Raw genomic sequence first — 14,977 nt, 5'->3', positions numbered from 1 at the left:
TACAATAAGATAACTGTTAGCACTTAGTAGGACGACTAAGCACTAACAGTTAGTTTTAGAACACTTTCACTAAAGTCAAATTACTTGATTTTAGCTTGGAACATAGCTTGTACAGCAAGACCTGCGTAGTTAACTTTCGCTTTAGAACCTGATGCAGATGCAGAACGTTTACGAGTACCACGAGTTGAGAAGATTTCAAATTTCTCTTTGAATTCATCTTTGATAGTTTTAGTACCGTTAGCATCTACGTCAGCGATAGATACTGAAAGGTCTTTGATTGATGCACCTTTAAGGTTTAATTTAGTAGTTGGGATACCAGTTGGGTCTTTCTTAGAAACTTGTGTAGAGTAAGAAACAACTTTGTCTCCACCTGTTGCACGGCAACCAAACTCATCACGAGTTAATAACATTGCAGTTTCGATGTAGTTTAATACGAATGTTTCGCCTGGTGCTACAGAACGCTCAGTTACTTTATCGAAGTCTCCGTCCATTACTTTGTAAGTTTTGTTTGGAACTTCTGTGATAGTGATTGGCTCAGTACCAACGTTTTTGAAGATAGCACCTACAGACTCTTCACCTTTGAATACGTCTCCGTCTTTTTTACGAGAAACTGGTTGCCAAGGGTTAGTTACAAGGTTTAAGAATTCGATGTCTTTTGAACGAGAACCCATGTTAGCTTTTTCTTCTTCTGATTTAGCCGCTAAAATTGACTCACCTTGTGCTTGTAAGTTAACTGCGCCTTGTGGACGTTTTGTTTCAGCAGGTTTTAATTCACCAACTGCTTTATTTTCTACTGCTACTTGTGTACCTTTTTCTTCTACTACGTTTTTGATTGCCATTTGAAATGACCTCCTAATAATTTTTAATTTTTTTTTATGATAGATATTTCTAGCTACTTGCATGAAGGACTTTCATAATCTCTTATGTATCTCCCTCATTTCTATATACTTATTATACTATGAGAATCGGTATTTTGTCAAAGGTTTTCATGAAAATAATAGCAAAAATAGAAAGTTTTTTCGTACTTTATTTTCTTTTTACTACTTGACTTTTCTGTTCTCCCCTCTTGACTCATCAAAAAGACTCTTGACTCTCGCACTTCCACCGCAAATCTACCCCTTTTACGCAAACTGAAACTCTCTTGACATTGACAACTTCCAATTTCCGTTTCCGTTACAGAAAAGTTTACCAACTCTTCATATTTCGGACAAGTTACATGAAAAATTTACGTGGTTTAAACTTATTGCCTTCTGTTTTGTACTTGAAAGGCAAATACCCCTAATTAGCATAGAGAAATGAGGGAAATTAGTCTCATACAAATATTATCTATCTTTTAAACTTTTAATTACCATTGCTTTATCACTAGTTAACTGATACTCTACAGTTACCTTTGAACCCTGTTTTAACTTTGTAACAGAGTTTGCTGATGTAAAGTATGCTAATGTTAAAGTCTTATCTTCTAATTGTACTTTGATATCTAATTTGTATTGTGCTTGTGTACCTTCGGAGTTCTTGTATAGAGCAACTTGGTCTACTACCCCTGCAATTGAATAAACTCTTTCTTCTAAATGAGTTTGAGTAGGGTTCATGCTGACTCTATTACCGTCTTGCTCAACTTGGCTATTTTCTACTGCTTTTCCAACCAAGTCTTGCCCTTGTGCTACGGAGTTAGAATACTCTTTGCTATCAGGAACTACCTCTGAAATATCGTTACCCTTAGACTTTTCTTGACTATTAGGGTTTTCAGATGGTCTATTTCCATTTTCGGATTGTTTATGACCATTTTCACCCTGCCTAGAAGAATTTTCTCTAGATTCTTGGCTAGGTTTTTCTCGATTCGTAGAGACATTAGATTCATGTTGAGGTTGCTTCTGTTTTTGATTCGTCTGTTGTTCAGTTTGATTACTGATTACCTTAACATCCTTATCTTTTTGAAGTCTTACCCCTCCTAATGCCCACGCAACCAAGAGAATGACTAGAATAATAACTGATACGATAATACCAACTAGTTTCTTATTCATTGTACCCTCTTCTCTTTCTATTCAGTTTTTTACAATTCTAATACTAAGTTAAAATTCATTTTCTTCCATAACATCTTCTGCAATTAAGTCTAGCAATTTGAATACAGTTGTTTCAGTTTTAGATAAACCTTTTTCATTCATGTAGTTCTCAATACCTAATAACAACTCGTTTAAATCTTCCAAATCCTACCCATCCTTTATATGAAAGACAGGTTGAAGTGTGTTTGCCCCAACCTGTTTGTTCTGTATGTGTGTTTGAACGATTACTATGATTTATTTCGTAATCTTTTATTTAATTAGCCTTTGAATACTAATGTGTTTGTATCAACTGGTGATAAAGTTTGAACTGGCTCTGCATCTTTACCTTCTTTAGCGTATACAGAAATGTAAGTAGTTTCACCTTCTGTTTCTACGTGGTGAGCCATTGCTTTGTTTCGGTGTTCTAAACCATCTAATTTTAATGTAAATGCATGACGTAATAATACATCAGGACGTTGTGTCTTACGAGTATTTGGGTTTGTAGCAACTAATGGCATTAAGAATTTATTGTGTTTACGGATAAAGATTAATGCGTTAGCTGATGTTCCCCAGTCTTCTTTGATAGACTCAAGAGTTGCATTGCGAATGTATTCTACATCTTCTGCATCATCGAATAATACTTGTAGGTTAGAGTTTCGGCTAGATAACTCGAACATTTCTTCGTAAGTTGTACCAAACTCAATGTGGTTATCAGATACAGATTTAACTGCTTTATCATGTAAAGCGAATTGAATGTCAAATGCAGGTACTACTTCGTCTGCAATCATTTCTTCTTTGATTTCTTCTAATTTTTCGTTTAGTGCTTTTGTATGCTCGTTAGCAATTGAGCAAGAAATATATTTAAGAACAACTCTGTCCATAAACTCATGGAAGCTTTCTTCGAATCTATGGTCTAGTACTAAACGAGTTTCTTCTTTGAAACGGAAATCACAAGATTGGATGTCTGTTAATAACATCTTGATGTCTGGTACATCTGTTCCTTCTACTGTAGAAGCGTAAACACGGAATAATGGACGTTTCATGTTTAAGTTTAATTTACTGCAATTGTATAATACCCCTGCAATGATACCTTTACCTAATGTTAAAATGCGGTCTGCGATTGATTTTAAGTGTGCTTCACTTTCAATTTCAGTTGCTTTTAATACATCACGGTGTGTATTCAGTACTTCTTCTACCTCAGGGCTTTCGATAGTTCCTAGTAATTGATTAATTTGGTCTTTTGTGTATAACATTTAAATTCCACCTTTTCTTTTATTAGTTTATTTTATTATTTTAACAGTTTACTTCTTTTTCTCAGAAGTAAAAGCTGATTTTAACTTATTGATACCCCACGTAACACCCTTTTCCATATTATCCATCATGGCATCATCAGGGTCTTGCTGTAATTTCTTACGTTTTTCAGCAAGTTTTGGGTCAATTGGAGGATTTACTGGCATTTGTGACATTGGAGTCTGCATGATAGGTTGATTTGATATACCTTGATATGTATTGGTTGATACAGTAGAAGATACGTTTTGTTGAACTGGAATATCGTCTTCTTCCTCATATTCCTCTTCATACTCTTCTTCGTCTTCTTCATCAAAGTCGTCTTCATCTTCCTCGTCTAATTCTTCTTCCTCGTCATCATCCAATTCCTCATCGTCTTCCTCTTCATCTTCTAGTTCTTCGAAATCATCATCGTCAAATTCCTCGTCTTCGTCTTCGAACTCATCTTCGTCATCATCGAGTTCTTCATCGTCTTCATCAAGGAGTTCTTCGTCTTCATCATCATCATCTAGAAACTCTTCCTCTTCCTCGTCTTCATCGTTAAGGAAGTCATCATCATCTTCGAGTTCTTCTTCGTCTTCCTCACCACCTTCAAAGTCTTCATCATCGTCAAACTCTTCATCATCATCATCTAGAAGTTCTTCCTCATCATCTTCCAGTTCCTCATCCTCATCATCAAAGTCTTCTTCTGATTCATCCTCAAGTTCGTCTTCCTCGTCTTCAATGAATTCTTCGTCCTCATCTTCATCAATGAGTTCTTCATCATCATCGTCTAGAAGTTCTTTCTCTTCGTCTTCATCTTCTGAATCTTGATTAGGGTTATTAAAGTTTAAATTAAATGAAGGTACAGATACGTTTTGAACTTCTTCATATTCTGTTTCATCTTCATCCTCTATGATTTCCTCATCATCTTCGTCTTCTAATTCTTCATCGTCATCCTCAATATCATCGTCTAGAAGTTCTTCTTCCTCTTCTTCAATGATATCTTCGTCTTCCTCTTCTAAATCATCGTCTTCGATAATGTCTTCATCTGTTTCACTTTCAACTTTTACTACCCCTTGGGCTTGTACTAACTGGTTTAAGAACTGATTACGGTACTTAGAAGCTTCTTCTGACTCAACTTCTTCGACTTCTACAGGTTCTTGTATCTGACTTACCTTGTCTTTGACTTGACGTTCATACAATTCATTAACTCTAGTCTGATACTCTTTATTGTATTCATCTATAGCTTGCTCTTTTAGAAGTTGGTTATGTGTTTTATGTGATATGGAAGCATCTATCCGTACTCTACTATCTCCTAAATCTAATAGTCTATCAATCTCGTATAACGAACCGATACCCCAAACGATTTCATTAAAGGAAGAAAACTCGGTTGGTATTGATATTCCATTACGACTTAATCTTAATAGTAGGTTTTCGATGTACTCCCTATACTTTACCTCACTCAAACTCGTTACAAACCTCCTTTCAAAAATTACAAACTATATACAAAAATATTACTACTCCTATATATCTATGTCTGACTATAGGAGTAATAATATTAACTCATATTGATATGTTTAAAAATCCATATGCTCTGTCTGACCAAATGCTACATCTTTACCACTGAATTCTTTCGATTGACCATAAATATCAGTCTTGATTCCTGTATATCCAGTAAAATGTTCTTGGTTCATTACCATATAATCATGTAGTCTTTTACGATAGGTTGTAGTAAATATAGCAATTTGCCCATTAACATAATGTAAAACATCTACTGTTTCAGGAGCATTTAAATGGTTCTTTACTTCTTTTGTTTGTTCTTCATCTAACTGACAAACATAATGACCGAATGCTTCTTCTACCCCTTCTAAGTCTACATTTACATATTTCTTTAATCCTTCGTATTCACTACGAGTTGCTAACTTAACTTCTGTAATTCTTGCTAAGGAAACCTGTCTGCTTGCTTGGAATTCGAATCTTGAAATTCCTAAATCACCGACTTTCCAAAATCCACTATGCGTTTCAGCATGACAAGGCTGTCCGTGATACTGATAGGACTTTGGATTGGATACTTCATAGAAGGTATCGGCAAACATTAAGTCTTCTTTATACACATCGTTAATTGCTTCTTTATTTAATGTAACGTATTGTGTACGGTCTACTTGATTTACACGCTTGTATGTTATCTTTAGTATACCTGTTTTTGCATGTTCACGCAAACCTTGTAGATACCCCACTATTACATCAACTGGAATGACGTGTATTCCATCATCAAAACTCATGAGTGACCTTGGATTGACTACCTTTGCTTTCCTAAAGTCTAGCTTCAAACCTTTGATTTTATTTGTTGTATAATGTTCTGCAATAGATTCTGATACACGTTGTAAGTCTTTATACACTTTCTCAGGTGTCTCTACCCCATGCGTATTATACATATACTCAATTTCTTCCCTGTCTAACGTAAATACTCCACGGTCTACATCAGGTTGATATGTACCTCCCTTATGTGTATGTGTTGTATGCTCTACTAAGATTGATGTATTTAACATTAAGTAGTATACAATTAGTAAGTCTGTAACTTGACTACTATCTTGCATACCAAAAGCCGTTTTTGCATTCTCAGTTAGGATGTCTCTTAACATGTTTCCTGGTTCAGAATTGTTAAGTAAGTCTTGACGACCAAACTCCATTTCTTCTCCTACAATAAATGTTAAGGGCAACATGTGGTCTGCTAAAGCACGACCGTAGTTTTGTAAAGTTTCTTGCAATGTCTTTTTATCCACTTTATATTCCCTTCTTTCACTCGTTTACTCTATCTTATTTATACTTATTTATAGTTTCTCTTTATTATAGAAATAACCTCATACTTCTATATTCTTGTTTGATTGCTTACTTCTAGTCTTTATCGTTGTCTAAGAACCCTTTCATAAACCAAAAGATAATACGTAACACCATCATACAAGTTACGAATAACGCACCTACCATGTTTATATAAGGCATTAGTACAAATACCCACTCTCGTTTCAACATACCTTTGCTGTACTTTTCATCTTTGAATACAAAGTCTTTATTGTTTACCCCTGCGTAAGTAATACAGGCAGGTACAACATAACCCCAAAAGTTATCTGCAAAGCTTCCGAATATCATGTTTATCCTCCTATATTAGATAGTTGCGAATAGAATTGTCATAACTAGTGTAAAGGCTAATAGTCCCCAACCAATCGCACCTAAACAACCCAATCCAAACCCTCTTAGTCTCGTTACTATGTCTAATACAATAAAAATAAGTCCAACTACCCCTAAACCGAGTAATAGAAATACTACTGATGATTCCATGTCTTACCTCCTATGTACTGGTTTATATTTTCTCTAATGATATTTTTAATTCGTAACCTAAGTGTTTAGCTAATTTTACTACTGTTTCAATGGATGGAATATCTTCTCCACTCTCAATATGAGAAATAGTCTTTTGTGCTACCCCTGATAGCTTTGATAACTCCCTTTGTGATAGCCCACGTTTTACACGTTCAGCCATTAATACGCCAACTATCTCTAGTGTTTGGAAGTTTACAAATCCTTGTTCACTTACTACTTTCTTTATGTCTTCCCTTAAATCTTTATCCGTTTTATTCAATATAACCCCACCTTAATTATACTTTTCTACCAACCAATCAGGTGCAAACACGGATACTTTTAGTTTACGCTTGTAAGCTACATCGTTTATTGTGACTACTAAACGGTTATCCTCTAATACTACTTCCTCTACTGCATTACGCACGTCTAACATTGTAGGAAATGTAAAGTATTCTCTTGTTTTCAGATTAGAGTCTTTTAATGCTAATCTACCGTTTTCAAATGTACTAGGTGTTAATGTTTCGTGTACATCTTTGAATACGAATAGTTTCTCCCCATGTATCATAACAGTTCCAAAATCATTTTCATTTTCTCTTATGTATTCGAACGGTAACTGGATTACTCTCTTAGTTTCTTCAAATTTTACAGAGTTCAAATGAAAAACATTACTTCTACTTGAAAACATCTTGCTAGTCTCCCCTTTTACTTCGCATCTAGATTTAATAATACGTTTTATACTCCGTTTCTTGCTACTTTTGACCTCTTGTTTAACTACATATAACTACCTGTATAGACTGTTTCCTTTCGTCTTCTACAGGTAGTTTATTTCTAGTTTATTTCATTCGTTCCTTCTCTCGTTGAATCAACCATGAAGGAGCAACATACACAAGTTGTAGTTTACGTTCTTGATACTGGTCATGCACTTGTACGATAAGTTTATTTTCTGTTAAACCGATACCTTTTACTAGGTCTTTTACTTCACTTATTGTATTGAAATTAAAATGATACTCGTCTCTAAATTTACTATCTGTAAAAGAAAGTTTTCCGTTACTGAATTTTTGAGGGTTCATTCTAGCATTCGTCTTATTAAACCTAAATACAACTACCCCGTCTATAAAGATTGTACCGAAATCCTCTTCGTCTGTATTACGAAATTCAAACTCAATTGGAATTGCACTTACTTGTTTCTTAGTTCTTACAACGCTTAATCTGTCTGTTTTCTTACGAGTTACCGTCTTCATCATAACTACCCCTTTCTCCTTCGATTATTAATCCGTTATCTTATAAGTTAGAATGCGTTTAATTGTCTTTGTATCTAAAGGAAAGACTACCTTCTCGTCTTCTTCTTTACCCTCTACGTTTACATACACAAGTAAATCATAACCAATAAATTCAATTTTAGAAATGATTAACCGTACATCAGAATCTAAGTTAACTTGGAATTCATAACGTTTCTGTTTATTTACATCCGTTAGACTTAATGTTCCAACTGAATTATTTTCTTCTAATTTAAAGTCTAGGATTGCAATAGGATTATCTTTGTTTTGATAATATTCACCTAAAATAATATAACCATGAGTTGGAAAAGTTGAGTAATCATAATAGTACTTTAGTTCTAATGGGTTTTCTGTTGAATATAAAGTTGGGTCTAATGTTCTTAGTTCTGATTTAAATTTACGCTCTCCTGTAGCAATTCCTTTTATCGTTTTTCCAAATACTAACTCGTCTCCTTCATATTCTTCTAAGTTACTTTTATCATTACGGTTAATTACCCCAATGAATCGTACCGTTCCTTCTTCTCCACGTATTCTATCTTCTAATACTTTACGACCACCTTCTAACATTTTACGACTCATTTCTTTTAAAGTTTTGCTAGAACCTCCAAGAAACTCTTCAATAACAGGCTCAGTTTCACTTTTACCAATATGTACTTCGTGAGTTGATACACCTCTGTTTGCAAATTCTTTTCCTATTTCCGTAATCTGCTTATATAAATTATTAGTTATTTCATCATCTTGTTTCTTATAAGAAGCTAATCTCTTTTCAGATAATCTCTCAGTTTCTTTCATAAAACTATCTGTTCTTGCTCCACTTTGGTAAGCCCAAGCTGTTTCTTCAATTAAATCTTTTACAGGATTTTCGCCAGTATTATAGTTCTTCGCCCATTCAATAGCGTCTGCTACTACATCACTACTTAACCAACCAATAACATGACCGTCAGTTGATACTTTACGATGTTCTGCAAACTCTTCTGATAAGTTCTTCTTACCATGTAGGATTTCAATTTCTGCTGTTTCTGATTTATGCTCCGCCACTTGCATTGAATCATCGTGTTTTCTATCTAAGTCACGAATTGAACAGTAGTTTGAATAACCCCACTGTACACTGATTGATACACCATTTGTAAAGTTTAACTCAAAACCTTTATTGTTAAATGATTTAAACATAATACTTATCTCCTTTATCTTGTTTAATTTTCTACTCTTAACCTTATATTTTCTCTTTATCTATACCTATATTATACCATAAGTTCTTACATTTGTCAATGGTGTTTCATACTTTTAATCTTGTTTTATAAATTTACATAAGAAAAAGACCTCCATTATAGAGGTCTCCTTTTACACTTCTTCTGTTTCTTCTACCCCTTCTTGGGACTCAATGAATACCTTCTTAAATACATCCTTAAACATAGGGTCTTGATAGAAGCCAAATAATTTAGAGATTAATAATTCCAAGTCTTTTAAGGTACGACCTTCAAAATCATACCCTTTATCGTAAAGTGTTAACTCTTTTAATACGTTTAGTGCTTCCCAAATGTGGAATGTGAAGATTTCTTTCTTCTCACAATTCTCTCCGTCTAAGATAGCGGTAATAACACCAAACTCTTTTGCAATGGTTACATACTCATGATGTGCGTCTTTATCAGCTACAATTGTATACTCAACACCGTCTTGTACATGTTCTAGTTTCATACTACCTTCAAACGTAACATCAAACAGAATAACACGAGAAATATCTGATACATCACCTAATTCAATCTTGTTTGCATACCCCATGTACGACGTAAGAGCCAAGATTAACAGGTTTTGCATTGTCATATCTTCTGAATCTACCAATCCGTCTACAATCTCTAAATCGTATAATCTTTGTTGGAACTTGTCTTTATCAAATTCTAGTTTAATGACTGGACAATCAGGTGAAGTAAGTTTTAATTCAAATTGATATCTACCTTTATGTTCACGTAGAATACCTAAGTCTTTTTGTGTTCCATTATCTAAAATAAAAGTATATTTACGGTTTGATACCATATCTGTTACTTTCATATTTCGGTCTGCTTCTTGTACCTTTGAAAGTTCTTTGATTCTACTAATTGTTTCACTATCTTTAATTGTATTTACATTACCTTCTACTAATAACATTCTTTCTGAATCTCTGTCTTTTAATACTACCTTATATGTTTGCTTCGTAACCATATGTATAAACCTCTTTCTTTTCATTAACTTATATTTATTATATCATAAGTTTAATAATTTGTCAAATATGGTTTATTCATAAAAAAAAAAGACCTCACTAGGAAGCCTTTTCGTTTACATGTATTATACTCGTTTTACAAATTGCGTATAATTAGGGTTTTCGATTGCACCACCATACCCTAACGCAACCATACTCCAAAATAAACCTTCTAGTTCAGCTAGTGTTTCATTTTCTAAATTGAAATCTTCTGAACGTACCTTAATTGCTTGTAGTTTTTCAATTGAACCTTTTAAGTCTAATTCATACATTTTCTTTTCTTTGTATCCTGTACCGTCTAATGTAACTAATACTTTATCTTCATCTTTCATAAACGTAGTATACGACTTACCAGTTCCACCCTTTGAATATACTGTATATTCTTCTCTTTCCTCCATATCAGAGAATTTGAAGTCTAAAGGTGTAATTGGGTTTTCATTAATACTTCTTGCAACCTTCTCTACTTTACCATCTAGTTCTACCCCACTTGCGAGATACTCAAATACAATAGAAGATAAGTTCTCTAATAAACGTAAGTCTAAATCTTCGTATTGGAAGTCTTCTATATCTAAATCACCTTGTTCAGAAGCTAGTTTGATGAAGTCTTTGATGTGGAATACGTGTTTCCATTCAAAATTGTCAAAATCGTAACCACGAATATAACACTCCATCCAATCTCCATGTTTGATGAAAATTTCTGTATCGTTTACAGAGTCTCCTTGCTGAATGACCTTGTTTTCTGCTAAAATTTCATAGTATACCCCATCTAACATCTTTGATACTTTTGTTGAAGGGTCTGCTAAAGGATAAGGCATAAACTCTACTACTGTTTCATCATTAAAATACTCGTTTAAACACTTATGTAACTCTGCTTGATTATCTACTCTTAAATGTACTACTCTTGGTTTGTCACCTGTAGCCGAACCTTCTAATATAACTTTATATACCCACATTGATTTTACGTTTACTCCCACTTCTGTTTCCTCCCTTATTTTCATTTATACAAAGAAAGACCTCACTAGGAAGTCTTTCTGTTTATATGCTTATTTAAGATTTATTGATTAAATTGAATGTTTCCTTATTGCTTTTCTTCTCTTCTTTCTAAATTGTTGTTTACTACGATTTCAGCTACTTCTTTAAATTCTTCCCCTAAGTCTTCCATTCCTGTAAGACCTTCATATACAGTAGCACCGATTAAATCAATATCGTTTAATGTTAAGTTATTTACATCATACCAACCTTCTTCATGGATATCTAACTTAATAGCCAGTTTTGATACTTTTGATGGAATAAATTTATGAATATAAATACTATCACTAAAGTCTCCACCTTTAATGTAAATTTGAACCCACTCACCTTGTTTCGTAATCTCTACTGATGCGTTTGTTTGGTCAGAATCAGCCGACATTTCGTAGGCTACCCCTTCTTCTAACTCAGATAACAAAGTTTCACCGTGTACTAATGGAGTTTCTTTGATGTATAACACTGTATCCTCAGAATAATACTTGTTTAAATATGCCTTTACATCTTCTACTGTATCTTCAATTGCTTTAATGATATACAAGTCTCCTTGCATACCGCCTATATTTCTAAGTTTTAAGCCTACTTCATATGCTTTGATAGTTTTCATAATAAATTATCTCTCCTTTAACTTTACTATAATACTATTATACCACAAAGTTCTTACTTTGTCAAATATAGTTTATCCTTCATATTCTACTGTCATAACATCTAAACATTCTTTACGGATTATCCAATCTAAACCTTCTAGTCTTTCTAAAGTTAAAGAGTTTATATTACACTCTTCAATCTCTTCTTCAAACAGTTCTAATGCCTTTCTTGTATCGTAATCATCCATTGGCTCATTATCTTTATTTGCTACTAGTTTTCTATAAAACCTACGTAAGTTCTCCAATACTTCTTCTATCTCATAAACATAAGAACCCATACTCTTTTCTTGTTGTTCGCTTGCAAATTGACCTGTTCTTTTTACGAACAATTTACCTTTATCTTTCTCAAAAGAAACTGTATCTAAGAAACTTTCTGTTTCTGCTAATAATAGGTATTCTTCTCCTTCTACCATATCTTGTACTTTAATACTTCCTCCATCAATCAACTGAGTTTCTTTAAAGGAAACAATGTCTGCATTATCGTATTTCATTAAAACTATTCGTCTTAAATACACTTCATCAGTTGCTTCAATATGAACTGTAAATAACCCTCTTCCTTCTTCTTCGTTTAGTAATGTTTTATACCCTTTCTTGTACTGTACCATCTTGATACCCCTTTCATAGTAAAGAAAGACCTCTTAATAGAGTCTCTCTCTCTTTAAATTTTATATTTATTCGCCTTTTCTTTCGTTTTTAACAATTTGTGCTACTTCTTTAAATCTTTCACCTAAGTTTACTATTCCATGATGTGTTTCGTATGCTAATGTACCTAGTAAATCAACATCACCTAATGTTAAATTATTTACGTCACACCATTCTTTCTCATACTCTTTCGCTTCTAAACCTAGTTTCATAATCTCAGAAGGAATGAAGTTGTGAATAAAAATAGTATCACTAAAGTCTAAACCTTTAATATAGATTTGTACTCTTTCACCTTTCTTTGTAATTTCCACACTAGAGTTTGAATTACCGATATCAGCTAATATTTCATATGCTACCCCTTCTTCGATTTCAGATAAAGGAGTTTTCGCATCTGTCAAAGTAACTTCCTTAATAAATACTAGTTCATCTTCTGAACAACACTTGTCTACGTACTGTTTAGCTTGTTCTTCTGACTCTTTACGATTGTAAATGTATATACGTCTGCTTGTAAATTACCTTTCTTTTTCAAACGTAAACCAATCTCATAACCTTTTATTGGGTTTGGATTCTTTGCATATAAGATTTGAATCTTCTTAAACGATACAATCTCTGAATCAGAGAAGTTTGTATTTACATAGTCTACTAACTGACCTTCTGTATCTACTTTGACTTGCTCTTGGAATAAACCTTTACCGTTTACTTGATTTAACAATACATTATAGGACATATCTATAACCTCTTTCGTATTAAATTGTTTAAATAAAAGGAGTAGTTTTACCTACCCCTTAATAATTTACCATGTATCTACTGCCATTCCTCTAAATTCCTCAGGTAGTTCTGCATAAGCTGTAACATTACAATACACCTCAAAGTCTACCCACATTAAATAGTCAATATCCATATCATCAAATGGAACCCTATTAATGTGGTCTTTATCTGCTAGTACTTTTACAATATCTACTAGTTTATAAGAGTGTCTGTAAGGTTCTTCGAACTCACCACCACGAATTTCACTAAAAATCCAGTCTCCTTCTTTACGGAAAGCGATTGTATCATTTGTATTGTCTGAATCAGCAATAGCTTCATACTCTTTACCTTCTACCATGTCTTTTACTTTAAGAGAACCTGATACCATTTCTTTCTGTTTAAAAGATACAATTCTTACATCTTTATCACGGTAGTTTTGAACTACTTGTTTCAGTCTTTCTTCTGTAGGGGCTTCAATATGCTCTGTATACAGACCATACTCAGGATGACTAAGTAAAGTTTTAAATGCAATTAAAGTTTTGCCATCTCCACCACCCATAACACCTTTATAATTAGATGTATCTGTACCTTCGAACCAACGGTTTGCAAATGTAGTATAGTTTGTTGCACTTTTCACATGATGAGTACCTTCTTTATAGTTTAAAAGGATTCTACTTAGTGCATATACATCTTTTAATTGGAAATCTGTATGAGCATTAGGTTCAATCTTCTTATTTTCAACTAACACATGAATTAGTCTCTTTAAATCAAATGTTTGTACTAAAGTTTTACCACTTGTTGGATAGAACTCAGAAAACTTAAATCTTGTACCTTGTCTTTCTACTTTAATCTCAGTTAAATCATCACTTACTGTGTAACAACCCTTCTCCTCTAAGTTCATTAGAAACATTTCTGGGTTTGCTTGTAATTCTTGCATGTAAAAACCTCCATATACTATGTAATCATCTCTTTATTAACTATATTCATTATACCATAAAATCACGATTTTGTCAAGTACCTTGTTTGACCACTTACTCCGATTACTCAGTTGGGATTAGGAGTTTCCCGTTGGAGGTTTAATTTTAACACTCACTAATGGTTTTAAATAGAATAAAATCACAGTCTCGAAACCTATCTGTTTAGGCAAAAGAAAAACGCTTGCCTTTTGACAAACGTTTGACTACCCCTAAGTGGCTTACTCTTCTACTGGGAACATTCTATTCCAACAATCCCCACACATTCCACCTCTAAATAGTTCTCTATCAGGTGCTTCCATGTTTGGGAATGCTCTTTGGATTAATTGACCGTTTTCCCAGTCTTGCATTGCTCTAGATGATACTGTAAATCTCTTCTCCTTACTGCATGTAGAACAAATCTTAGCAACTACTTCTGTTTCAGTATCTTCAAATGTTTCTACTACTCCTACATGACTATCCTTTGTAGGCTCTAGACTGTATACAATACCTTCCCACTCAGGAATAACAGTACCGTTTGGTGTTACTTCATGTGATATCAACCAATCTAGTTCTAGGAACTGTACCACGTTTGGTTCAAATTCGAATAATAACTCTTCTATAATGTCAAGACTCTTTAACTTATCAACTAGTTTATGCATGTTTATCATACGTTTTCTAAGTACTGTTCCATCTTCGTTTAACTCAGACACGATTGCATAAATACCTTCTCTTTGTACAGATACCTGTCTACCTGTTTTATGAAACTCTCTTAACGGATAAAACTATACAC

At 33.6% G+C, this 14,977-nt stretch carries 20 protein-coding genes; all 20 read right to left on the bottom strand.

Annotation, left to right across the window (positions count from 1 at the left end; all coding sequences use genetic code 11):
* Positions 1–80: 80 nt before the first annotated feature.
* On the bottom strand, positions 81–839 hold the full coding sequence (locus tag ASE54_RS25090) for a hypothetical protein (RefSeq protein WP_000985643.1): 759 nt from the start codon (positions 837–839) through the stop codon (positions 81–83).
* A gap of 483 nt (positions 840–1,322) precedes the next feature.
* Positions 1,323–2,021 carry a hypothetical protein gene (locus tag ASE54_RS25085; RefSeq protein ID WP_001035738.1) on the bottom strand — a complete coding sequence of 233 codons (699 nt, stop codon included), beginning with the start codon at positions 2,019–2,021 and terminating at the stop codon, positions 1,323–1,325.
* 48 nt (positions 2,022–2,069) lie between these two features.
* On the bottom strand, positions 2,070–2,204 hold the full coding sequence (locus tag ASE54_RS37445; protein ID WP_000389802.1) for a hypothetical protein: 135 nt from the start codon (positions 2,202–2,204) through the stop codon (positions 2,070–2,072).
* Positions 2,205–2,317: 113 nt separating this feature from the next.
* Positions 2,318–3,292 (bottom strand): hypothetical protein, encoded by a 975-nt coding sequence (locus ASE54_RS25080; RefSeq protein WP_000967393.1) that lies wholly within the window; start codon positions 3,290–3,292, stop codon positions 2,318–2,320.
* A 48-nt stretch (positions 3,293–3,340) separates the two neighbouring features.
* On the bottom strand, positions 3,341–4,774 hold the full coding sequence (locus ASE54_RS36130) for a hypothetical protein (protein WP_000005663.1): 1,434 nt from the start codon (positions 4,772–4,774) through the stop codon (positions 3,341–3,343).
* A 111-nt stretch (positions 4,775–4,885) separates the two neighbouring features.
* Positions 4,886–6,091 carry a hypothetical protein gene (locus ASE54_RS25070; protein WP_000358996.1) on the bottom strand — a complete coding sequence of 402 codons (1,206 nt, stop codon included), beginning with the start codon at positions 6,089–6,091 and terminating at the stop codon, positions 4,886–4,888.
* Between the two features lie 112 nt (positions 6,092–6,203).
* Positions 6,204–6,455, bottom strand: coding sequence for a hypothetical protein (locus tag ASE54_RS25065; RefSeq protein WP_000576139.1), 252 nt, complete (start codon positions 6,453–6,455; stop codon positions 6,204–6,206).
* A 15-nt stretch (positions 6,456–6,470) separates the two neighbouring features.
* Positions 6,471–6,644: a hypothetical protein gene (locus ASE54_RS36530; protein ID WP_000446116.1), complete on the bottom strand. Its 174-nt coding sequence runs from the start codon at positions 6,642–6,644 to the stop codon at positions 6,471–6,473.
* Between the two features lie 22 nt (positions 6,645–6,666).
* Complete coding sequence (locus ASE54_RS25060) at positions 6,667–6,942, bottom strand: helix-turn-helix transcriptional regulator (RefSeq protein ID WP_001043859.1); 276 nt, start codon at positions 6,940–6,942, stop codon at positions 6,667–6,669.
* 12 nt (positions 6,943–6,954) lie between these two features.
* Positions 6,955–7,347, bottom strand: a complete 393-nt coding sequence (locus tag ASE54_RS25055) for a hypothetical protein (RefSeq protein ID WP_000493044.1) — start codon at positions 7,345–7,347, stop codon at positions 6,955–6,957.
* A 148-nt stretch (positions 7,348–7,495) separates the two neighbouring features.
* On the bottom strand, positions 7,496–7,903 hold the full coding sequence (locus ASE54_RS25050; protein ID WP_000860157.1) for a hypothetical protein: 408 nt from the start codon (positions 7,901–7,903) through the stop codon (positions 7,496–7,498).
* A 27-nt stretch (positions 7,904–7,930) separates the two neighbouring features.
* The gene (locus ASE54_RS25045; RefSeq protein WP_000477032.1) at positions 7,931–9,109 is read right to left on the bottom strand and encodes a hypothetical protein; all 1,179 of its coding nucleotides are present in this window, start codon (positions 9,107–9,109) and stop codon (positions 7,931–7,933) included.
* Positions 9,110–9,280: 171 nt separating this feature from the next.
* Positions 9,281–10,135, bottom strand: a complete 855-nt coding sequence (locus tag ASE54_RS25040; protein ID WP_000256771.1) for a hypothetical protein — start codon at positions 10,133–10,135, stop codon at positions 9,281–9,283.
* Positions 10,136–10,258: 123 nt separating this feature from the next.
* Positions 10,259–11,146 carry a hypothetical protein gene (locus ASE54_RS25035; RefSeq protein WP_000538741.1) on the bottom strand — a complete coding sequence of 296 codons (888 nt, stop codon included), beginning with the start codon at positions 11,144–11,146 and terminating at the stop codon, positions 10,259–10,261.
* A gap of 104 nt (positions 11,147–11,250) precedes the next feature.
* A complete protein-coding gene (locus tag ASE54_RS25030; protein ID WP_000848910.1) occupies positions 11,251–11,802 on the bottom strand; it encodes a hypothetical protein in 552 nt (183 codons plus the stop codon).
* Between the two features lie 72 nt (positions 11,803–11,874).
* Positions 11,875–12,447, bottom strand: coding sequence for a hypothetical protein (locus ASE54_RS25025; protein ID WP_000250994.1), 573 nt, complete (start codon positions 12,445–12,447; stop codon positions 11,875–11,877).
* A gap of 66 nt (positions 12,448–12,513) precedes the next feature.
* Positions 12,514–12,882 carry a hypothetical protein gene (locus ASE54_RS25020; protein WP_000128652.1) on the bottom strand — a complete coding sequence of 123 codons (369 nt, stop codon included), beginning with the start codon at positions 12,880–12,882 and terminating at the stop codon, positions 12,514–12,516.
* 47 nt (positions 12,883–12,929) lie between these two features.
* Positions 12,930–13,211 (bottom strand): hypothetical protein, encoded by a 282-nt coding sequence (locus tag ASE54_RS25015; protein WP_000121280.1) that lies wholly within the window; start codon positions 13,209–13,211, stop codon positions 12,930–12,932.
* Between the two features lie 66 nt (positions 13,212–13,277).
* On the bottom strand, positions 13,278–14,168 hold the full coding sequence (locus tag ASE54_RS25010) for a hypothetical protein (RefSeq protein WP_001157015.1): 891 nt from the start codon (positions 14,166–14,168) through the stop codon (positions 13,278–13,280).
* 258 nt (positions 14,169–14,426) lie between these two features.
* Positions 14,427–14,897, bottom strand: coding sequence for a hypothetical protein (locus tag ASE54_RS25005; RefSeq protein WP_001292793.1), 471 nt, complete (start codon positions 14,895–14,897; stop codon positions 14,427–14,429).
* Positions 14,898–14,977 lie beyond the last annotated feature (80 nt).

It is taken from the genome of Bacillus sp. Root131 (assembly GCF_001429475.1).
Lineage (GTDB): Bacteria > Bacillota > Bacilli > Bacillales > Bacillaceae_G > Bacillus_A > Bacillus_A thuringiensis_S.
This window is presented reverse-complemented; position numbering and strand designations above follow the sequence as displayed.